This window comes from Pseudofrankia sp. EUN1h (assembly GCF_001854645.1).
GTDB lineage: Bacteria > Actinomycetota > Actinomycetes > Frankiales > Frankiaceae > Pseudofrankia > Pseudofrankia saprophytica.
Genome location: NZ_MBLN01000049.1, coordinates 339,518 through 360,254, shown reverse-complemented (window position 1 = coordinate 360,254; position 20,737 = coordinate 339,518). Strand labels below are relative to the sequence as shown.

Sequence of the window (20,737 nt, the reverse complement as noted above, 5' to 3'; positions counted from 1 at the left end):
GGTCGGGCACGACATCCCGGATGCCGCGCGCCCAAGACGCCTTCGTCGACGCGGCCAGGGCGAACGGGTGACGCTCGGTGTGCCCGTGCCACCCGTCCGGCCGTTGCCGGCAGGGCCCCGGGCGGCGTCGACCGCCCGTGGTTCACCGTTCAGGCGGGCCCGCCCGCGACCGCGCGACGCAGGTCGGCCACGGAGGTCGCGCCCAGCCGTTCCCTGGCTGCCGCCAGGGTGAGTCGGACCGTGCGCGGCGTGAGGAACAGCGCCTCGGCGATCTCGCTTTCGCCGGCGCCGGCGACGTGCCTGGCCACGATCTGGCGTTCCAGGGTGGTGAGGCTGGTGGCGGCGGGCGCCCGAGCCGCGAGCGGCTCGCCGGCGTCCGCGAGGTGGCCCGCGATCTGCCGGTAGAGCCCGGCCGCGCCGCACCGCCATGCCAGGTCGGCGGCGCGGACGAGCATCGGCACGCCCTGCGCCGGCGCGCTGTGCATCGCCAGCGCGTGCAGCGCGCGAGCCTGTTCCAGGCGGGCCCACGTCGGCTCCAGCAGCGCCGCCGCCTCCCGCAGTTCGTTGACCCCATCCACGCCGCGCAGTTCACCCAGCAGCCGCAGCGTGCGGCCGACGAGGCTCGGCGCGCCCCAGGCCCGGGCCAGGGCCAGCTCCTGCTCGACCAGGGAGATCGCCTCGGCGCGCCGGCCGAGTCCGGCCAGCGCCTGCGCCCGCAGCGACCGCCACGGCCGCCAGCCTGGGTTACGGCCACAGGGCATCAGCGAGCGGACCTCATCCAGGCTCGCCAACGCCTCCGCGTGGTGGCCCTCGGCGGTCAGGACACGGGCATGCATCTCCCCGAACAGCCGCGCACCCTCCGCGAACCGGGGCTGGTGGCGAATGCGGTCCACCAGGCTGCGGGCCGCCGCAAGGTCGCCCTGATCAAGCAGCGTCCCGATCGAGTACGAGTCGCTGTACGCCGAACCGAAACTCACGCCCCAGGCCACCGACTGCTCGCTGACGGTCTGGAACGACTGGTACGCCTCGCGCAGGTCGCCCCGCTCCCACTCGAGGAAGCCACGCCACAGGTTGGTCGCGAGCGCGCCGAACACGGCGCCGCGCTGGTACGCGTGGGACAGCCCGTCCTCCCACAACGCCTCGGTCTCCTCGCCGGCGAGGTGCAGCGTCACGCCGGCCACCGCCCACAGCAGCCCGACGTCCACCCGGGTGAGCACGCCGTCGGCGCTGGCGAAGCGGGCCAGCTCGACCGCCCTCGCCCGGTCCACCCCGTCGAGCGCGGCCTCCCACGCGAGCGCCGAGGCCAGCATCCGGGCGCCCGGACCGTCCCCGACYACGGCCGGCTCGGGGCTGCGCCGCCAGACCGCCGGGTCGACGTCATGCATGTAGCCACCGATCCGGGCGAGGCCGAGCAGGCCCTGCCGGTCGTCGTCGAGCTCGGCCGGCAGCTCGGCCGCGACCCGGTAGGCGAACCGGGTCGCCTCTCCTGGCGTCCCCGCGAAGATCATTGCCCTGGCCAGCATCTGCGCCACCTGCGCGCGCTGCGGGGYGAGGTCGAGCGCCTCGTAGGCCTCGGTCAGGTGGGTCACCGCCGCGACCCCGTTGCTGAGCACCTCCACCCGGCCGAGATCGAGGAGCAGGAGCGCCCGCACGGCCGGCTCCGGCTGTTCCTGCAGTGCACGGGCCAGGTAGGCGGCCGCGGCGTCGGGGGCTCCACGGTCGGTCGCTCTGGCCGCGGCCTGCCGTAGGACGTCGACCACCCATGGGTCGTCGCGGTGCGGGACCTGGAGCAGGTGCGCCGCGAGCTGCTCGGGGGCCGCGCCGGCCTGGTGCAGCGCCCGGGCGGCCCGGTCATGGTGCAGCTGCCGCTCGCCGGGCGGGATGTCGCGGTAGACCGCGTCGGCGACGAGGGGGTGGACGAAGCTCAGCGGGTACTCGTCGCGCAGGACCTCGGCTCGCGCCAGCGCGCCGACGGCGGCCGCGGCCGCGGCCTCGGACAGGCCGGCCAGGGTGGCGACGATGGGCAACGCCGCCCCGCTGCCCAGGATCGCGATCCACCTGGCGACGACCGTGCTGTCGCGGGGCAGCCGGGCCAGCCGCATCAGGACCAGGCTCGACACGGCCCGCGAGCCGATCGCGGTGACGGTGTCGGTGTGGGTGGTGTCGGGCCGGACTCCCTCGGCCTGCAGCGCCCGCAGCAACTGCCGCAGCAACAGCGGGTTGCCGGCGGTGGTCCGGTGGCAGGCGGCCACGAACCCGTCCTCCGCGGAGTCACCGAGCCGGTCGCGGACCAGGTCCGCGACGCCGTCCACGGTGAGCGGGGCGGGGCGGATCCACACCGTGGCGGGATCATGGGTCAGCTCGGCGAGCAGGCCCTCGTCGTCGTGCGGCTCACCGGTGCGCAGGGTGGCGACGACGAGCAGGGGCAGGCCTTCCGCCCGGCGTACCAGGTAGGAGAAGAACCGCAGCGACGCGCTGTCACACCACTGCAGGTCGTCGATGGCGAGCACCACCGGGCCGTTCGAGGTCAGGTGGACGGTCAGCCAGTACAGCCCGTGCAACACCGCCATCGATCCGTCGGCGCGCTGCGCCGGTTCGCCCGCCGGTCCACCCGCGGACAGGGGCGGGGTGGCGGCCTCGGCCGGCGCGGCCTGGTCGACGTCGAACACCGTCGCCGCCCGCGCGGCCGCCCCGGCCAGGGCATCCTGGCCAGCCGCCGGCGCGGCCACGGACGCCTCGAAAAGCTGGCGCACGGTGCCGAAGCCGTACTCCTTCTCCAGCTGGCTCCCGCGCGCGGTGAAGATCCGCGCCGCCCGCGCGGCGGCGAGGCGGCGGGCCTCCGCCAGCAGTCGGGTCTTGCCGATCCCGGCGGGGCCCTCGATGACCACCACCCGCGCCTGGCCGGCGCACGCCTCGGCCACGCAACCGGCCAGCTCGGCGACCTCGCGGTCGCGGTCGACCAGGTCGTCGGGCGCCGGCGGCCGCCGCTCGGGCGGCGGGCCGAGCGTCGTCGTAGCCCCCGTCGCTGCTCCTGATGTCGCGGGCGCGGGCGCCGGTGCGGGCATCGCCGCCGAGGTCGACGGCGTGAGACGGCCCGGCGACGGTGGGTGACCCGCTGACGGCGGGCGTGGTGTCGACGGTGGCTGCAGGGCGGGGGACTGGCTGAGCACCTCGACCTCCAGGGCACGCAGCGCCGGCCCCGGATCGACCCCGAGCTCCTCCGCGAGGACCTCCCGGGCCCGGCGCAGTGCCCGCAGCGCGTCGCCCTGGCGATGCGAACGGTAGAGCGCCAGCACGAGCAGCCGCCACCGCTCCTCCCGCAGTGGCTGCTCCGCGACCAGCGCCTCGACCTCCGGCACCACCACCGCGGTCTCGCCGCAGGCGAGGCGGGCCGCGAGCAGCTGCTCGCGGGCCACCTCCCGCAGTTCGGTCAGCCGCGCCACCTCCGCCAGTGCCCACGGCTCGTCCCGGTACTCGGCGAGCGCGGGCCCCCGCCACAGCGCCAACGCGCCCGCCAGCGCGGCGACGGTGCCGGCCGGGTCGGTGCCCGTGCCCGTGCCCGTCTCCGTGCTCGTGCCGGCCCGGCGCACCAGCGTTTCGAACCGCCAGGCGTCCACGGCGTCGGGGCCGACCGTCAGCGCGTAGCCCGGGCCCATCCTGGCGATCACGGAGCCACGGGACCGGGCGTGGCGATCCGGCTCGAGCCGCCGCCGCAGGTGGGACACATACGACTGCAGGGCGCCACTCGCGCCAGGCGGCGGCTGGTCCCCCCACAGCAGGTCGACCAGCCGGTCGGCGGGAACGGCGTCGCCGCGGGCCAGCACGAGCAGACCGAGCACCGCGCGCTGGCGCCGTCCACCGAGGTCCAGGACACCGCCGTCACGCGTGACGGTCAGGTCACCGAGCACGTTGACGCGCAGTCCGTCCTGCGCGCTCGTCAGGTCTCGGTCACCGACGCCGGCTGGAACCGCGGCGTCGGGTGCCGAGCCGTCGGCGGTCGTCCGCACGGTTCGCCCCCTCCGCGCCACCTGCGGCCGGCGCGTATCGCCGAATGTACGACAGGCCAGGTCAGTAGGTCGCAGGTTGCCCGCAAGGTTCCCGGCGGACGGTGGGGAGTTGCGCCCGGCTCAGCGGCCGTGCGTCGCGAACGCGCGCACCGCCAGCGGGATGAAGACCGCGAGCAGCAGGGCGGACCAGGCCAGCGCCGCGACGACCGGATGCGCCAGCGGCCAGGCGGCGGAGGAGGCCCCGGGCGCCTCGTTGCCGAACAGGTCGCGGGCCGCCGCGGCGACGGCGCTGATCGGGTTCCACTCGGCGATGACCCGTAGCCACGCCGGCATCCCGGTCGTCGGCACGAACACGTTGGTGACCATGGCAAGCGGGAAGACCAGCACGGACAGCTGCGCGGCGGTGTCCTCCCGGCCGATGGCCAGCCCGAAACCGACGCCGATCCAGTTCGTCACGAACCGGAAGAGCAGGAGCAGCGCCACCCCGGCCGCCGCGTGGGACAGGCCGTCGTGCGCGCGCCACCCGAGAGCGAGCGCGAGCCCGAGCAGCATGACCAGGACGGCGGCGCTGACCACCAGGTCGGCCGCGGTCTGCCCGAACAGCGTGGCGGAGCGGGAGATGGGCATCGTCCGCAGCCGGTCGGTGACGCCGCGCCCCGCGTCGCGGGCGGCCCCGGTCATGCTCGGCATGATGCCGTTCGCGGCGATCAGCGTGAACAGGCCAGGCATCAGGTACTCGCGGTAACCCGCGTCGCCGGGCACCCGGATGGCGCTGCCGAAGATGTAGCCGAACACGACGAGCATCGTCAGGGGCGCCAGCAGCGAGGCCACGATCAGCCCCGGCGAGTGCCGGTAGTAGAGCAGCACGCGCAGCGCGAGGGTCCACGCGTCGGAGATCGCGAACCTCACCCGTCCGGTCAGGGAGGCTGGGGGGAGGCTGCCTGCGGGCGTGCCCCCGGGACCGGACGCCGGGGCGCCCAGGCCGTCCGCCTCGCCGGGAAGGCTCCGGCCGCTCGGGACGAGGGTGCTCACGGTGTCACCGCCGCGGCGAGGTCGAGACCGGCGGCAGGCTCTTCGGGCCCGGTTCGCCCGGTCAGGGCKAGGAAGACGTCATCCAGCGACGGATGTCCCAGCGCGACGTCGAGAACCTGGACGCCGGCGGCGTCGAGGTCCCGGACGAGCGCGGGCAGCACGACCGGGTGGCCAGGACCGCTGACCGCGACGACCCGGCGCTCGGTCTCGTAGCGCGCGGGCTCGCCGCCGGTGAGCGCGGCGAGTACCGCCGCGGCCGCGTCCAGCTGGGTGGCGTCCGCCAGGGTCACCTCGACTCTGGTGCCGATCGCGGCCTTGAGCGCGCCCGGCGAGCCGGAGGCGATGAGGCGGCCGTGGTCGAGCACGGCGACGTCGTCGGCGAGGCGGTCGGCCTCGTCGAGGTACTGCGTGGTGAGCAGCACCGTGGTGCCGTCCGCGACGAGCTCCCGCACGATCGTCCAGATGTCGTTCCGGCTGCGTGGGTCCAGCCCGGTGGTGGGCTCGTCCAGGAACAGCACGGCGGGGCGGACGACCAGGCTCGCGACCACGTCGAGACGCCGCCGCATGCCGCCGGAGTAGGCGCGGACCAGCCGGTCGGCCGCGTCGGCCAGCCCGAAGCGTTCCAGCAGCTCGTCGGCCCGCCGGCGGGCCGGGCGGGCACCGAGATGGTGCAGCCGCCCGATCAGGCGCAGGTTCTCCCGGCCGGTGATGCCCTCCTCCAGCGCCGCGTGCTGGCCGGCGAACCCGATCCGCCGGCGTACCTCGTCGGGATGGCGGACGACGTCGAACCCGGCGACGTGGGCGCGGCCGGCGTCCGGGCGGGTCAGGGTCGCCAGGATCCGCACCGCGGTGGTCTTGCCCGCGCCGTTGGGCCCGAGCAGCCCGCACACGGTGCCGGCAGGAACGGCCAGGTCCAGGCCACTGAGTGCGAGCGTGTCACCGAAGCGCTTGTGGATGCCCTGGACCTCGATGGCCGGGGGGCCGGAAGAGCTGCTGGGTGGGCTCATGGGCACACCTTTCTAGGTACAGCGTACGTAGAAGAGGCGCTCAAGGTACCACGGGCGACGGCGTACGCTGTACGGCGCCAGGAGTCCGAACCCGAGGTGATCACAGATGCCGTCCGGCTCGTCCGGCCCCGCCGGGTCCGATCGGACCGCTCCGGCGAAGGTCGCGCCGGGGATGATCTGGCTTCGCCCGGAACGCAGCGGCCGTGGGCCGGAGCCGGTCCACAGCCGGGCCGAGATCGCCGCCGCCGCGATCGGCCTGGCGGATGCCGCCGGCCTCGAGTCGGTGTCCATGCGCAAGGTCGCCGCGGCCATCGGCGCTGGCACGATGTCGCTCTACAACTACGTGCCGAAGAAGGAGCATCTGTTCGATCTGATGCTCGACGCGGCCGCGGGCGAGATCATGCTCCCCGACGAGCCGTGCGGCGACCCGCGCGCCGACCTGACCCGGCTGGCCCGCGAGACGCTGGCCGTGATGCGCCGGCACCCCTGGGTGCCCGGCCTGACGGCCACCCGCCCCTCGATGGGGCCGAACGCCCTGCGCTGCGTCGAGTTCTTCCTCGGCGCCCTGGCCGGCTCACCGCTGGACGGCGCCACCAAGATGGAGATGTTCGCGCTGCTCAGCGGTTTCATCACCCAGTTCGCGGAATGGGAGCGCACCGCGGCGGGCCAGGCCGCCGAGCAGTGGCAGGTCGACCTGGTCGCCTACCTGGGCACGGTGATCGCCACCGGTCGCTACCCGCATCTCGCCGCCGCGTTGACCAGCGGCGCGGGCACGCCGCCGGCGGACGCGGACACGATCTTCACCCGGTCGCTGGCCCGCCAGCTTTCGCTGATCCTCGACCCGCCAACGGATCAGCCACGGTCCTGACCAGTGCTCCGGTCCTGACCGGCGCTCCACCCTGGACGCCGCTCGGGTATGGCGTTCGCCAGGCGGACTGGTGGCAGGACGGGGCCATGGCGATCCCGCCGCGCACACCCGTTCGTCCTCAACGTGGAACCGGTGGAACGGCGGGACGAACGAGCGGCCGGACCAGGTTGCCTGGATTTTGTACCTGGTATAAATTGCGCGCCAGGCAGCGACAAGGAGATGAGATGTCGGTTGACAGCGCGTCGTCGAGCGCGGCCCCCGCGGCCGGCAATCCCATGGAGAACCCGGCGTTCCTGGCCGCCCCGCAGGCGATCTTCCCGGGGTTACGGGCCAGGGGCGCGCTGCCGCTGGGCGACCGGGGCGTGCTGCTGACCCGCGGCGCCGACATCGCCGCCCTGCTCACCAACCCCGAGGTCTTCTCCTCCGGCATGGCGACCACGCAGACGGGCACCGAGCGGCCGCTGATCCCGCTGCAGATCGACCCGCCGAAGCACCGCGAGTACCGCAAGATCCTCGACCCGCTGTTCTCGCCGCAGCGGATGAAGGAGATGGACGGGCCGATCACCCAGCTCGCCCGCCGCCTCGTCGACGCGATCGCCGCCGAGGACGAGGTGGACTTCGTCCAGCAGTTCTCCCTGCGGTTCCCGTCGCAGGTCTTCCTCACGCTGCTCGGGCTGCCGCTCGACGAGCTGCCCACCTTCCTGGAGATGAAGGACGGCTTCATCCGGCCGGAGTCCATCACCGGGCAGCCGCGCGACCACGAGGACTCCGTCGCGCTGCTGAAGAAGACCGCGTCGGCCGTCTACGAGTACTTCGACGCCGTCATCGCCGACCGGCGGGCCGCTCCCGGCGACGACATCGTGAGCCGCTTCCTGGAAACCGAGGTCGAGGGCGCCCGCCTCAGCCACGAGGACATCCTCGACATCTGCTTCCTGTTCCTCGTCGCCGGGCTCGACACCGTCTCGGCCTCGCTCGACTGCATGATGCTGCACCTCGCGCAGCACCCTGACCGGCGCGCGTCGCTCGTGGCCGACCCGGCGCTGATCCCGGGTGCCGTCGAGGAGCTGCTGCGGTGGGAGTCGCCGGTGATGATGGTGGCGCGTTTCGCGACCCGCGACACGGAGATCGGCGGCTGCCCGGTCCGAAAGGGCCAGGTGGTCACCGGCCTGCTCGGCTCGGCGAACACCGACGAGCAGGAGCTACCCGACCCGGGCGTCGTCCGCTTCGACCGCGACCCGAACCGGCACATCGCGTTCGGGCGCGGGCCGCATCGCTGCCTGGGCTCCCACCTGGCCCGTCTGGAGCTGCGCATCGCCCTGCGGGAATGGCACGCGCGCATCCCGGACTACCGGGTGCCGGACGGTTTCGAGCCCGGGTTCACGACGACGATCCGCTCGCTGACGACGCTTCCCCTCCGGCTAGGCGGCCGCTGACCCAGGTCATGGCCTGGGTCACGGCGGCGCGGGACTCGTCGGTGTGGTCGAGGTTGTCGAAGCTGTGCTGCCCGCCGGGGACCTCGATGAGGTCCACCGCGACGCGGGCCGCCCGCGCGGCGGCGAGAAACACGTCCTGGGTGCGGGCGGCCTCCGGGTACTCGCGCCCGACCCGGGTCAGCAGGATCGGCAGTCTCGCCGCGGCCGGCGGCTCGGCCACGGTGCCGGCCGAGCCGTCCGCCGCGCCGTCCGCCCACCCTGGCGGCGGGACGAGCAGCGGGTAGGTCAGGGCAATGCAGCGCAGCCACGGCGGCGGGGCCGCGAGCCAGCGCGTCGCGAGCGGGCCGCCGCCGGAGAAGAACCACAGCGCGACGCGGTCGGGGTCGACGCCCGGCACGCCGCGGGCCTGCTCGACGGCTGAGGCGACATCCTGCGCGGCGGCAGGGTAGTCCGCCACTCTGTGCAGCCGATGCTCGACGGTCACGCCCGCCAGGCCATACGCGGCAGCCAGTGCCCCGTAGCCGAGGAACGTCGGCCAGTCCCGCGGCCTGGGGTGCGCCTCGGGCGGCACCGGACCGCCGTGGACGAACACGACGGCGGGCCGCGGCGCCGCGGCGTCCAGCCGGTCCGCGTGCACGTCGATGATGCCCAGGCGCTGCCGTTCCACCGGCGCGACGTCGAGAACGAACGGGTGCATGAACGGAGGGACTGCCATTGCCCCATCCTTGCGTCGCACCCGCAGGCCCGCTACCGAGTAGCGGCGTCAGCGCGCGGCGACCAGGGCGGCGAGGTCGAGGGCGTCGCCGTGCACCTCGGCCAGCCAGTCGTCGTCGAGGTAGGCGAAGGCGTCGGTGTCGGTGTCGAGCAGGCCGATGCTGCCGGCCGTCACCCGCTGCTCGGGGTTCGGCGGCGTCGACTCGCCGCGGGTGACCCTGGGGCGTACGAGCTGGGCGAGCGCGTACGAGGTMGTCCGGCCGTAGACCCGGGGGCCGTTGGGGTGGTGGTAGTGGCCGCTGATGTGCAGGCGCGGCTGCAGGTGTTCCAGCAGCCGGGTCAGCTTCGTCGAGCCCTGCACGTCGCCGCGGTAGTTGCGGGACATMCCGTACGGGCCGTCGTGGGTGACGAGGAGGTCCACCGCGCCCGGATCGAGCGCCATCAGGCGGCCGTAGGCGGTCTCATCGAGGTCCATGTACCCGGCGGCCTCGATGAGCCCGAGGAACGCCGTGCGCTGGCCGGCCACCTCGACGATGCTCCCGCAGGAGACATGCCGGAAGGCGCCGAGCGGGTCCACCGGCACGATCTCGGCGCCCGCGGCCGCGGCGTGCAGGGTCTCCAGCCAGTCGTGGTCCTCGTGGTTGCCGCTCACGAACAGCGCGGACGGGATCCGGCCGAGGGCGAGACGGATGCCGCCGGCGAACGAGGGCGACGGGTCAAGAAGCCGCAGGAAGTCACCCTGGGCGGGATGATCACGCCCGAACCTGCGGGTTGGCTCGTCGTACCGCTCCTCCGACGGGTACGCCCCCAGGTCCCCGACCTGGACGACGGCGTCGAGCCGGATCCCCCGGCGTTCCTGGAGCAGTATCGCCGCCCCCAGCGCATGCTGCACACACCCGTGGACGTCGCCTACAAAAGCGATGTTCATTGCTTTTCGACCTTTCAGCAGAGCCATGCGGACATGGCTCGGCACGGTCGAGCGGCGCAACGATGTGGTGTCAACCACCGGCCTGGACGCAACAATGCTGTTTCCAGACCGGTGACTCACATCCCAGCGCTCCACCGCCGTCTCGACGACCGAGCCGCTTCGAGCATCACACCCGCCCGAATGCCCGTCAACGCCCGCCGCTGCCGCGCCCCGCGGCCCACCACGGGAGCCGGCTCGCGGGGAGATCCCGAACAGCCGTCTCGGCCGCGTCAGCTGGAAAGTGCCTCGCGCGCCGGGACCTCGCGGATACCAGCCCAGACGCTGTCGCGCGCCCTCGTGATGGCGACGTACAGCTGCCGGCGCTCCAGCTGGCTGCGCTCGCGGAAGGCGTCGGCGGACTCGGACGGCCGTCGCGGGCCCGGGAAGAGGTTGCGGTCGGGAATGCAGACGTGGGCGAAGTCGAGGCTCTTCACCCGGTGGTACGTGCCAACCTTGACCGCCTCGTGGCTGGCTCCGTCGTAATCCCGGAGGGAGACGGCCGGAATCTTCCGCTCGGCAAGGACGCGAAGCCAGTGCGCGGCCGCCGCGTTGGTCGGCACGAGCACCGCCATGTCGCCGAAACGCACGTTCCGGTCGTCGTGGAACTGGGCGAGGTGCTCGCAGAGCGCCGCGTCCTGCGCGACGGCGTCGGCGACCGTGACCTCGTGGACCTCGCCTCCAGGCCGGTCGACGTCGACCTCGCGCCGTCCCTGTTCCGGTATGCCGTCGAGGTCGTCGAAACTGTCGTCGACGACGACCGCCTGGGCGTAGCGCAGGATCTTCTCGCCGTTGCGGTAGTTGCGGGTGAGCACGGTGGAGCGTCCGACGACGGAGACGCCGGCCTCGGCGAGGGTGAAGCCACCGGGATAGATGGACTGCTGGCCGTCGCCGACCACGAGAAGCCCGTCCGGCCGGTCGCCGACGAACGCGTGCAGGAGCTGCAGGCCGACGCACGTCAGGTCCTGCACCTCGTCGACGATCACCGCGTCGTACCGGCGCTCGGAGCTGCCGCGCACCAGGTCCCGGGCCAGCAGCAGCGCGTCGTCCCGGTCGAGGACGCCGCGCTCGGTCCGGAGCTGCTCATACCGCTCGTACAGCTCCCACACGGCCCGGCGGTGGCCTGGCTGCAGGGGAGTGCTGCGCCCGACGCGCGCCAGCCTGGCGTACTGCCCGAAGGTGGTCAGGCCTCGGCCCTTGATGACTGTCGCGATCTCGTCCTGCCAGTACTTGTGGGTCAGGCCGAGCCCGGGAAGCACGGAGAACTGCCCGACCTGCGCCCAGGCGCGCCAGAAGCAGGTTTCTGCGACCTCCTGCTGGTGGCGGTCCGCGAGGCCATGCTCACGAAGACAACGCGCGGCGACGGCGTGGACCGTGGCGAACTCGATCCGGTCGACCTGCTCGGGGGCCATCCGGGTGAGCAGGGCACGGTAGACCGGCCCCAACGTGCGCACCAGCGAGGTGAGCAGCACCCGTTCCCCGCGGGCCGCCAGGTACTTGGCGCGGTGCAACGCGACGACTGTCTTGCCGGTGCCGGCCGCGCCGCGCACGCGGGCCGGACCCGACCAGTGCCGGCCGGAGAGGCGGGCCTGCGTCGGATGCAGCCAGGTCATCCAGGTCTCGATCGGCTCCCGGGCGGCGGCGTCGAGGAGCTCCCGCCACAGCTGCTCGCGGCTCAGCAGAGCGCCCTGCTCCGGCTCGCCACCCGCCGTGATCTCAGGACTGGCCGTACCGGCCGCCCCGGCCGCTCCCGTCGTCCCGGCTGACCTGGCGCCGTGCGGGACCGCGCGAGCTGGCGGAACCGGCGGCGGCTCGGTCGGGCCGGTCCGGCGCGCGACCGGGTGGCGGGCAGGCCGGGCGGGCGGCCCCGCGGCGACCGCGGAGCGAGGCATCGGCGGGCAGCCGTCCGCCAGGCAGCTCAGCAGGCGTTCGACCAGGCCCGAGGCCAGCCGGGCACCCCGGCGGCCCAGGTGGAGGGCCAGGTCCCCCTCACCGATGACCGTCACCCGGTCGAGCTGCGCCCGTACGTTCCGACGCCCGGCCAGCACCAGCAGCGGAACCACCTCGGTCGGTGGCAGGCCCGCGTTCGCGAGCACCTCTTCCACGGCGACGGTCTGGTCCTCCAGCTTGCGCAGGTCGTCGGCGGCGTCGGCCTCTCCTCGGAACAGCCGGCCGCCTTCGACGGTGACGTCCCGCCAGTTCTTCACGTCGAGCACGAAGACGCCGCCGGAGCCGACGACGATGGCGTCGATGTTGGCCCGGCGGGTTCCAGGCCACTGCCGGTCCGGCAGCACATGCCACCCGGAGTCGTCCATGCCGATCAGCACCCGGACGACGCTCTGCTCGGCCCGGCCGCCGGCCTCCCAGCGCTGTCGGTGCCGACGTAGCTGGCGCAGCACGTCCGTCAGCTGCTGGATCTGCCGCTGGACACCGTCGATCTCCAGGCCGAGCTGGACGGCCTGGCCGAAGGCCGACGGCCGCGCGGGCGGGTCGACGTCTCGGATCGGCGGCGCGTCGGGGCCAGCCAGGCCGGCGGTCGGCGCGGGGGTGGCGGGGGTGGCGGCGGTGAGGAAGGCCGCTGGCTGCTCACGCGAAAGCACGTCACTGCCCCCTCACCTTGGGTCACAGGTGAGAGTACGGCAATGAGTTCTCGTTTGCCTGTGTTTGTGAATGGCTGTGGTCTATCGACCCCAAGGGGAGTGGTTGTCGCCGGGCGCGCGCGTCTGCCTTCGAATGCCTGTTCGAAATTGTCGGTCCCTTTGGGTGAAGGGGACCGGATGTCGCTACTGGGCACCTTGATCGGGTGTCGCGATCGGGTGATCGGGGTGCCGTCGCCGGGCGGCGCGATCGAGCGTGGGGGTACGCGACTGGGCGCGAGGGCGGGCGTAGGGGTGCCGCGACTGAGCGCGAAGGCGGGGCGCGTCGCCGTTGGCGCGCCCCGCCTCTCTCCGTGTGCCCCTTGCGTGGCTTTTAGACCATCCGCCAGAAAAATTTGATTCGACGTCGTCTGGCGGGTCGCGCCCGGCGCCGCTTCGGCGACGCCGGCCCGGCGACCTCCCCGCCTGGCGACCTCCCCGCGCCGTGCGCTGGTCGCCGGGGCGGTGGCCGTGGAATGGCGTGCGGCCCGGGTGGTGCCTGAGAGCTGGGTCACATTGGCGGTCGAATGCACCCGGAACACCGGCGAAGGGCTGTTCGCGCGTCTTACGCTTTTGTAGGCCAAACAGGGGGTAATTTCGCCACGCCACCATCGGGTAGTCGGCGGTGGCATCACGTGCCGCGCCACTGCGGCGCGCTCTTTCCTTTCTCGGGTATTCCGGTTCCCTCTTCCTCTCCCTTTCGTTCTCTATCCATCTTCCGTGAGGCCATACGGCGACTGCGCCGTATTGGTCCGCCTTCCTGCGCCGATGAAGCTCGCACCGGCGACGTACCTGGCCGTGGCACCGCCGGGCATCGTGCCTCCTCCGTGTCCAGCAGATCTTCACCACGGCAACCGTCAGGTCACGCCCACCCGGAGACGAGATGCCCGCCGGAATTTCTCCCGTGATGCTCGCCGTGAGTGCCGCCGCGCCCGGTGAACCGATCGCCCAGACCGACATCTGGGACGACTTCTACGCCCCGGTCTTCGACGCCGTCCCGGATGCGCGCCGGTTGTTCGTCGAGACGAACACCGTCGCGCGCCGACATCTGAACTGGGACCCGAGGACCGCGTTCCGCGACGGCTTCCCCGCGGTCGGCGCGCGGGTGGACGCCTGGGAGCGGTGTGCCGTCGAGCTCGGCCGGCGCACGCTGCCCGCCGTCCTCGCTGGCCAGGACCGCGCCAAGGTCGGCACCTTCGTGATGGTGAGCACCAGCGGCTACGCGTGCCCAGGCCCGGACTCCCAGCTGGTCGCGGAGCTCGGTCTGCGCCAGGACATACGGCGGGTGTCCATCGGCCACATGGGCTGCTACGCGGCGCTGGTCGGACTTCGGGCCGCGATCGACGCCCTCGCGGCCCGCCCGGACGAGTTGGTACTGCTGACGTGCGTCGAGGTCATCTCGGCCCACTTCCGCTCGGAGCCGACCCGCGAGCAGGCGGTGACGCACGGCCTGTTCGGCGACGCGTGCGCGAGCGTGCTTCTCGGTGCGGTCCCCGACGGTGCCGCCCCGCCGACGCTTCCGCCCCATCCTCTTTCCGGGATACCGGCGCCCGCCGCGGCGGATCCTGGGGATGCCGCGGTGCCGATCGGCGCGCGGGTGCTGGCGACCCGCACCGAGGTGGCACCCGGTACGGCCGACCAGATGTCGATCCGGGTGCGTGAGGACGCCTTTCATCTGCGGCTGTCGCCGGCCATCCCGTCGCTGCTGCGCGAGAGCACCCCGGGCTTCGTGGAACGCCTGCTCGCCGGGACCGGCGTTGGTGTCGGCGACATCCGGCACTGGGTGCTGCACCCGGGCGGCCCGAAGATCGTCGACAAGGTGGGCGCGGCGTTCGGGCTGTCGGACGCGCAGCTGCGGCCGTCCCGGGAAACGCTGCGCGACTATGGCAACTGCTCGTCGGTGACGGTGCTGCTCGCATTGCGCCGGCTGCTGACGGGCGATGAGGGGGAGAGGCCGGTACCCGGCGACCTAGCCATCCTGATCGCCTTCGGGCCTGGTCTGACGACGGAGGCCGCGCTGTTGCGGTTCTGACTCGACAGCGGTCCGGGGCGTTTCGTCGACCAGTACGTACGCTGCGTCGACCCGGGGCTCGTGGGGCGCTTGCGCTTGTCGGGCCGGCGAGGACGTCGTCTCGGACCTCCCCCCGCTGAGGTCCGAGACGACGTCCTCGACAGCCTTCCTTGAGGGTGCCCCCATCCCTCAGGTCACCAGGCAAAGGCCCCCAGTGCCCTCCTTGGCCCGGTGCCGAAGCCCAAGCCTGGACTAGTCCGATCGGCGTCGCCAGCCTCGGAGATTGGTCCTCCCCCGTTCGACCTCGAAGGGCCGACCTCGCACGTTCGAGGATGTTCCGGCGTGCGCGGTCGGATCTCTTGCTACGCTGTGGATCTCTGTGGTACCGCCAGCGTCTCGCGCAAGGGGTACGACCTTGACGGATGTGCCAGCCGAGGACCTGTCCACGCTCCTGTCCGGCCTCATGCGCGCTGCCCGGCGCAAGACCGACGCCGGCCGGCAGGCGCTCGCCAACGACGGGCTGACCCGTGAGTACCTGGAAGCCGGGCTGAGGTTGATCGACACGCAGCTCGGTCCCGGCGACGGCGCTGATTCCGAGGACCGGCCGCTGTTCCGCTGGCTGTCGCAGCGCGCGGTCATCGACGAGGTCAGCCAGGGAGGCCGGCTGCGCGGCTCGGAGGGCAGCTTCCGTGACCGCTGGCCCTACCAGCCCGACTACATCCGCGATGTGCTCGCGTACAGCCTGCGCGGCGCGCACTGGCGGGGCTTCCTGGACAGCACCGAGAACGCCCGCAACCGGCTCGCCGACGCCGAGGACGCGGTCCGCGCCGTCCACGACGCCGGCTACGACGACCTGACCGCCACCCGGCGCACCCCCGCGCTGCGCGCCCAGCTGATCGGCGCCGCGATGGCCGAGCGCGACGAGATCGCCCGCACGACGCTGCAGGAAATGTACCGGATCAGCACCCAGGCGTGGCTCGAGGCGTACGAGAAGACGGTCGCGGTCCGCGGCCTGCGCATCCGCCCCGGGCTGACCCTCGAGGACATCAACTTCATCATGACCGCGACCGCCGAGGGAATGCAGCTTCGCCTCATGGTCGAACCGGACGACGGCGTCATCGACCACGAGAAGCGCACCTCGCTGCTCGGCACCGCGGCCCTCGCGCTGATCGTTGCCTGCTTCGACCACCTCGGCGACGGCATGAGCCTGGAGGACGTCGTCGCCCTCGCCACCAGCCCTGGTCCGAAAGTCCAGGATGAGCCGGGCGACGGCACCCAGGACGCCGGCGGCACCGCCGGCCTCGGCTGACCCGGCTTCCGAAGCGGAGACTCCCGCGCGATCGGGCCGGTCCTGCACGTCCTGCCGGTCCTGCCGGTTCCGCCGGAAGGGCTAGCCGGCCGCGCCTGGCAGGGGGTCGTTCTGGTCGAGCTGACGGGTGGCGGCCTGGCAGGCGGACTCGACCTGGGTCGGGTCGAGGACGACGAGGTGCGCGACGACCCGGCGGGCCATCGCGGTGAAGGCCGCCCGCTCGTCGGCGGACAGCGGGGCGAGCACGTGGTCCTCGACGAGGCGTAGCCGGGTCTGCGCGTCCTCGTAGGCGGCGCGGCCGCGCTCGGTGCCGACGATCCTGCGGGCCCGGCGGTCGGCGGGGTCCGGCTGGCGCTCGACGAGGCCCGCCTTCTCCATGTCGTCGACGAGGCGGACCATGACCGTCCGGTCGATGCCGAACCGGCGGGCGACCTCGATCTGGTTCGGCGCCTTGCCATGGACCGCGTCGCCGAGGACGCGCAGGCCGCGCAGGCCGCCAGGCAGCGAGTCGATGGCGGCCGAGGCGGTGATCAGGTACCCGTGCTGGATCTGACCGACCAGCCAGCCGACGTCCTTCGTGATGTCGTCGTCGTCGGCCGCGTCGCAGGCCGAGAGGTCCGCTGGGACACAGGGCTCTTCGAGAGCGCCAGGCGCGTCCGGGCGCGGCGCGTCCGGCTGGGCTCCCGTCAGCTGCGTCACCGGATCACCATACCCCGGAACACAACCCGATCGTCTGTGTTTAAGATGAGCGCCACAGCAGTTAATCTACTTGAGAGACGATCTGGATGCAGACGATCTGCCTGTAGATGATCTGTCTGGTAACCGACCGGACCTCCGGTCCCACGACGCCCTCACGAGGAGAGCCCGATGTCCCACCTGCTGCACCTCGACTCGAGCATCGCCGGCGACAACTCGGTCTCACGCGCCGTGGCGCGCGAGTACGTCGCGGCCTGGCAGGAGAGGAACCCCGGCGGCGCGGTGACCCACCGCGACCTGGCCGCCGCTCCGCCGGCTCACCTGGACTGGACCATCGTCTCCGCCGGCATGACCCCGGAGGAGCAGCGGACGCCGGAGCAGACCGAGGCGCTCAAGGCCCGCCACGGCTACATCGGCGAGGTCACCGCGGCCGACGAGGTCGTGATCACCGCTCCGATGTACAACTGGTCGCTGCCGACGACCCTGAAGTCCTGGATCGACCAGCTGATCATCCCTGGGGTCACGCTGGCGGACGCGGAGAACCCGGGCCTGTTCAACGGCAAGAAGGTCACCGTCGTCACCACGCAGGGCGGCTCCTACTCGCCGGGGGCTCCGAAGGAGGGCTGGGACCACGTCTCCCCGTACCTCGAGCACGTGCTGGAGGCCCTCGGCGCGGACAACGTCGAGTTCGTCAACGTCGAGATGACGCTGTCCGTGGTCAACCCGGCGCTGGCCCAGTTCACCGACGTCTTCCACGCGTCCCGCGCCGCCGCGACCGAGAGCATCAAGGCCCGCGCCCTCGTCTGAGCCGACCGGTGAGCCTCATCGGCCCACCCGGCTGACCAGCGCCCGCCGGTGCCCGCCATCCGTCCCCGAGACCGATGGTGGGCGCTGGCGGGCGTCGTCGCCAGGCGGGTGTCCGGCCGCGGCCGTGCTGCCGGAGACGGCCGTGCCACCGGAAGCAGCGAAGGCGGCGTGGGGCGGGTAGATCGTTGCTACTGTGCCCGGTGTGGGACAGGAGCAGCCGCGGTGGGAGCTGGCGCAGGTCAACATCGCCCGGCTGCGGGAGCCGCTGGACAGTCCGCGGCTGGCTGACTTCGTCGCCGCGCTCGACCCGGTCAACGCGCTGGCGGACGCCGCCCCCGGGTTCCGCTGGCGGCTGCAGACCGAGGACGGCGACGCCACCGCGGTCATCGCGTTCGAGTGGGACACCGGGAGCAGCGCCGGAGTGATCGTCAACCTCACCGTCTGGGAGTCGGTGGAGGCGCTGGCCGCCTTCGCCTTCTCAGGGCTGCACCGCGAGGTGCTGCGCCGCCGCCGGGAGTGGTTCGAGGCGATGGCCGAGGCCTACGCGGCCCTGTGGTGGGTCCCCGCCGGCCAGTGGCCTTCCACCGCCGACGCCGAGGACCGCGTCCGCCACCTGCGCGCCCACGGCCCCACCCCCCGGGCCTTCAGCCTGCGCAATCACTTCCCCCCGCCGGACCAGCCCGTGGCCGGCCCGAGCGCCGGCCGGACCGACTGGATGTGCCCGGCCTGACCGACCGGCCGAAGCCCGGCCCCGGCGTTCCCCTCAACCTCGCGGCGAGCGTCAGCCGGCCTCGGCCGCCATCGCGGGGGCTGGGCGCGGCGCTCGCAGGCCGCGGGCGATGAGCAGTGCGCCGGCGAGCACCACCGCGGCGTCGACGCCGATGGCCAGGCGCAGGGCGGTCAGGGAGTCCAGGCCGCCGGCGGCGATGGCGACGGCGCTCATGACCGGCACCCCCAGCGCGATGGCGACCTGCTGGGTCATCGTCGCGACGCCGGTGGCCAGGCCCTGCTCGTGGTCGGGCAGCCCGGACGTCGCCGCCACCATGAAGCCGACGATCGCGCACACGTGCCCGATCGCGCCGACGAAGGTCGTCGCGGCCACCAGCCACAGCGAGCCGTCCGTGTCTCCCACGAACACGAGCAGACCGGTCAGCACCGACTGGACGGCGAGCCCGCCGACGACGGCGCGGCGCACCCCGAACGCGGCGGTCACCCGGGGCCCGACCACACCGCCGAGGATCGCGCCGGCTCCCATCGCGACCAGCATCAGGCCCGTCTGGAGCGGGTTCAGGCCGAGCACGTGCTGCAGGTACATCGTCAGGAGGAACACCAGCGCCGGCTCCATCGAGAACGTGACGAACCCGGCCACGTTGCCCCAGCCCACCGTGCGCCGCGTCAGGATCGTGACCGGCACGAGCGGATGGGAGTGGTGCCGCTCGGCGGCCCAGAACCCGGCGAGCAGGGCCACGGCGGCCAGGACGCAACCGATGGCCCACGGGTCGTCGGCACCGTGCTCGCCCAGCCGGGTCGCGCCGTAGACGAGCGCGAGCAGGCCTGACGTCACGAGCGCCGCCCCCGGAAGGTCCAGCCGGGTCCGCACCCTGGCTGCCGGGTCGGCCAGCACGAACGGCGCGACCGCGACGACGACCGCGGCGATCGGCACGTTGATGAGGAACGCCCAGCGCCAGCTCGCCACGTCGGTCAGGACGCCGCCGAGAATCGCGCCGCAGGTGAACCCGGTGGACATCATCACGCTGTTCAGCCCGAGCGCGCGCTGGCGGGCCGGGCCCTCCGGGAAGGTCGTGGTCAGCAGCGACAACGCGGCCGGGGTGACCGCCGCCGTCGCCAGGCCCTGCGCGGCGCGGGCCGTGAGCAGGAGCGCGGGACTGGTGGCGAGGCCGCCGAGCAGCGAGGCGAGGCCCAGCGCCGCCATGCCGACGAGGAAGACGCGCAGCTTGCCGACGTAGTCGCCGATGCGGCCGAACAGGAGCGTGAAGCCGGCGGCGCACAGCGCGAACGCCGTCGCGATCCACTGCGCGTTCGCGTCGGAGAACCCGAGGTTCGCCCCGACCGTCGGCAGCGCCACGTTCAGGACCGAGAAGTCGACACAGAGCGTGAACTGGGAGGCCAGCAGCAGCACCAGCACGAGCGCCTGGCCGCGGCTCATGCGGGCGGTGGCCGGGGCGGCCGGGGTGGCCGTGCCGGCCGGGTGCGCCTGGTCGGTGGTCGCGGTGGAGGTCAGTGTGGTCACGCTGCCCACGGTGCGTCCGCCGGCCGATGCCAGCGACCGCCCTGCGCCGCCACCCCTCGGCGTGACTACCACCGGCAGGGATACCCAGCGTTCCCCGCGGTCCGGCACGATGGAGGTCATGGCGACCGAGCTAGGCGACTTCCTGCGCACCCGGCGGGCCGCGGTCAGCCCCACGGACGTCGGGCTCGTCTCCTACGGCGCGCGGCGCGTCCCCGGCCTGCGCCGCGAGGAGCTCGCCCACCTGGCCGGCGTGAGCCCGACGTACTACACGCGCCTGGAGCAGTCCGACCACCACAACGTCTCCGACAGCGTCCTCGACGCGCTCGCCCGGGTGCTGACGCTGACCGACGCGGAGCACGAGCACCTGCGCCGGCTGGCCCGCCCCGAGCCCCGGCCGGTCCGCCGCCGCCGCGTCGAGCGGCCGCGGCCCGCGGCGCTCGGGCTCGTCCACGCCGCACCGGGGCCCGCGCTCCTCGTCGACCACCGCAACGACGTGCTCGCCTGGAACGCTCTAGGCCACCGGCTTCTCGGCCTCGGCTACCCGTTCGAGGCACCGGACGACATCCGCGACCGGCCGAACTTCGCCCGGATGTTCTTCCTGGCGCGGGGCGGGCGCGATCTTTACGCCGAGCCGGACAACATGGCCCGGCAGCTGGTTGGTTTCCTGCGCTACTCCTCTGGGCTGCACCCCGACGACCACGATCTGAGCTGCCTGGTCGGCGAGCTCGTCCAGCGCAGCGACCAGTTCGCCGCCCTGTGGGCCAGGCACCCCGTCCTGGACTGCGGCCACGGCGTGAAGAAGTTCCAGCACCCGCTGGTCGGGCGCCTCGACCTCACCTACGAGGCGATGCCGCTGCCCGGGAGCAGCCACCGCATGGTCCTCTACCACGCCGACCCCGGCACCCCCGCCGCCGACGCCCTCGCCCTGCTGGCCCGGCGCTGACAGCGGCCCGACTCACGGACCACCACGTTCCTCACTGTCTGGAACCACGAGGAGCACTC

The 20,737-nt window shown here is 73.2% G+C and carries 15 protein-coding genes; 7 read left to right on the top strand and 8 right to left on the bottom strand.

The window, feature by feature from the left end; genetic code table 11:
• Positions 1-149: 149 nt before the first annotated feature.
• From BCD49_RS16360 to BCD49_RS16350, 3 genes are all read right to left on the bottom strand, one after another.
• Complete coding sequence (locus tag BCD49_RS16360; protein WP_071041630.1) at positions 150-4,007, bottom strand: BTAD domain-containing putative transcriptional regulator; 3,858 nt, start codon at positions 4,005-4,007, stop codon at positions 150-152.
• Between the two features lie 120 nt (positions 4,008-4,127).
• Complete coding sequence (locus BCD49_RS16355) at positions 4,128-5,039, bottom strand: ABC transporter permease (RefSeq protein WP_007516425.1); 912 nt, start codon at positions 5,037-5,039, stop codon at positions 4,128-4,130.
• Positions 5,036-6,046 (bottom strand): daunorubicin resistance protein DrrA family ABC transporter ATP-binding protein, encoded by a 1,011-nt coding sequence (locus BCD49_RS16350; RefSeq protein ID WP_007516423.1) that lies wholly within the window; start codon positions 6,044-6,046, stop codon positions 5,036-5,038. The genes BCD49_RS16355 and BCD49_RS16350 overlap by 4 nt, the downstream gene beginning before the upstream one ends.
• Before the next feature lie 106 nt (positions 6,047-6,152).
• Here BCD49_RS16350 and BCD49_RS16345 point away from each other — a divergent pair, with 106 nt between their 5' ends.
• Together BCD49_RS16345 and BCD49_RS16340 are read left to right on the top strand one after the other, a co-directional pair.
• A complete protein-coding gene (locus BCD49_RS16345; protein ID WP_007516421.1) occupies positions 6,153-6,914 on the top strand; it encodes a TetR/AcrR family transcriptional regulator in 762 nt (253 codons plus the stop codon).
• Positions 6,915-7,189: 275 nt separating this feature from the next.
• Positions 7,190-8,347 (top strand): cytochrome P450, encoded by a 1,158-nt coding sequence (locus BCD49_RS16340; protein WP_027140675.1) that lies wholly within the window; start codon positions 7,190-7,192, stop codon positions 8,345-8,347.
• Here the strand turns inward: BCD49_RS16340 and BCD49_RS16335 are convergent.
• The 3 genes from BCD49_RS16335 to BCD49_RS16325 all read right to left on the bottom strand — a co-directional run bounded on the left by BCD49_RS16335 (position 8,292) and on the right by BCD49_RS16325 (position 12,625).
• On the bottom strand, positions 8,292-9,062 hold the full coding sequence (locus tag BCD49_RS16335; RefSeq protein WP_007516419.1) for an alpha/beta hydrolase: 771 nt from the start codon (positions 9,060-9,062) through the stop codon (positions 8,292-8,294). The two genes, BCD49_RS16340 and BCD49_RS16335, sit on opposite strands and share 56 nt — an antisense overlap.
• 48 nt (positions 9,063-9,110) lie before the next feature.
• Positions 9,111-9,989 (bottom strand): metallophosphoesterase family protein, encoded by an 879-nt coding sequence (locus tag BCD49_RS16330; RefSeq protein WP_007516418.1) that lies wholly within the window; start codon positions 9,987-9,989, stop codon positions 9,111-9,113.
• A gap of 269 nt (positions 9,990-10,258) precedes the next feature.
• Positions 10,259-12,625 (bottom strand): nuclease-related domain-containing DEAD/DEAH box helicase, encoded by a 2,367-nt coding sequence (locus BCD49_RS16325; RefSeq protein ID WP_007516417.1) that lies wholly within the window; start codon positions 12,623-12,625, stop codon positions 10,259-10,261.
• A 919-nt stretch (positions 12,626-13,544) separates the two neighbouring features.
• Here BCD49_RS16325 and BCD49_RS16320 point away from each other — a divergent pair.
• Positions 13,545-14,693, top strand: a complete 1,149-nt coding sequence (locus tag BCD49_RS16320; protein ID WP_007516415.1) for a type III polyketide synthase — start codon at positions 13,545-13,547, stop codon at positions 14,691-14,693.
• Positions 14,694-15,096: 403 nt separating this feature from the next.
• Complete coding sequence (locus BCD49_RS16315; RefSeq protein WP_007516414.1) at positions 15,097-15,981, top strand: hypothetical protein; 885 nt, start codon at positions 15,097-15,099, stop codon at positions 15,979-15,981.
• 81 nt (positions 15,982-16,062) lie between these two features.
• On the opposite strand, the gene BCD49_RS16310 is transcribed toward BCD49_RS16315, so the two are convergent.
• Positions 16,063-16,680, bottom strand: a complete 618-nt coding sequence (locus BCD49_RS16310) for a MarR family winged helix-turn-helix transcriptional regulator (protein WP_007516413.1) — start codon at positions 16,678-16,680, stop codon at positions 16,063-16,065.
• 168 nt (positions 16,681-16,848) lie between these two features.
• On the opposite strand from BCD49_RS16310, the gene BCD49_RS16305 reads away from it, so the two are divergent.
• Entirely contained in the window at positions 16,849-17,484 is a 636-nt protein-coding gene (locus BCD49_RS16305; protein WP_007516412.1) for an FMN-dependent NADH-azoreductase, read from the top strand.
• Between the two features lie 202 nt (positions 17,485-17,686).
• Positions 17,687-18,214 carry a DUF3291 domain-containing protein gene (locus BCD49_RS16300; protein ID WP_035924864.1) on the top strand — a complete coding sequence of 176 codons (528 nt, stop codon included), beginning with the start codon at positions 17,687-17,689 and terminating at the stop codon, positions 18,212-18,214.
• Positions 18,215-18,265: 51 nt separating this feature from the next.
• On the opposite strand, the gene BCD49_RS16295 is transcribed toward BCD49_RS16300, so the two are convergent.
• The gene (locus tag BCD49_RS16295; RefSeq protein WP_007516410.1) at positions 18,266-19,744 is read right to left on the bottom strand and encodes an MFS transporter; all 1,479 of its coding nucleotides are present in this window, start codon (positions 19,742-19,744) and stop codon (positions 18,266-18,268) included.
• Between the two features lie 109 nt (positions 19,745-19,853).
• Between BCD49_RS16295 and BCD49_RS16290 the strand changes: the two genes are divergently transcribed.
• Positions 19,854-20,678 carry a helix-turn-helix transcriptional regulator gene (locus tag BCD49_RS16290; RefSeq protein WP_051466929.1) on the top strand — a complete coding sequence of 275 codons (825 nt, stop codon included), beginning with the start codon at positions 19,854-19,856 and terminating at the stop codon, positions 20,676-20,678.
• The last annotated feature ends 59 nt before the right edge of the window (positions 20,679-20,737 follow it).

What these genes read in the sequence shown, in the direction of transcription:
- BCD49_RS16290 (WP_051466929.1), top strand. Translation starts at nt 19,854, where the DNA reads ATGGCGACCGAGCTAGGCGACTTCCTGCGCACCCGGCGGGCCGCGGTC.
- BCD49_RS16305 (WP_007516412.1), top strand. Translation starts at nt 16,849, where the DNA reads ATGTCCCACCTGCTGCACCTCGACTCGAGCATCGCCGGCGACAACTCG.
- BCD49_RS16345 (WP_007516421.1), top strand. Translation starts at nt 6,153, where the DNA reads ATGCCGTCCGGCTCGTCCGGCCCCGCCGGGTCCGATCGGACCGCTCCG.
- BCD49_RS16340 (WP_027140675.1), top strand. Translation starts at nt 7,190, where the DNA reads ATGGAGAACCCGGCGTTCCTGGCCGCCCCGCAGGCGATCTTCCCGGGG.
- BCD49_RS16335 (WP_007516419.1), bottom strand. Translation starts at nt 9,062, where the DNA reads ATGGCAGTCCCTCCGTTCATGCACCCGTTCGTTCTCGACGTCGCGCCG.
- BCD49_RS16320 (WP_007516415.1), top strand. Translation starts at nt 13,545, where the DNA reads ATGCCCGCCGGAATTTCTCCCGTGATGCTCGCCGTGAGTGCCGCCGCG.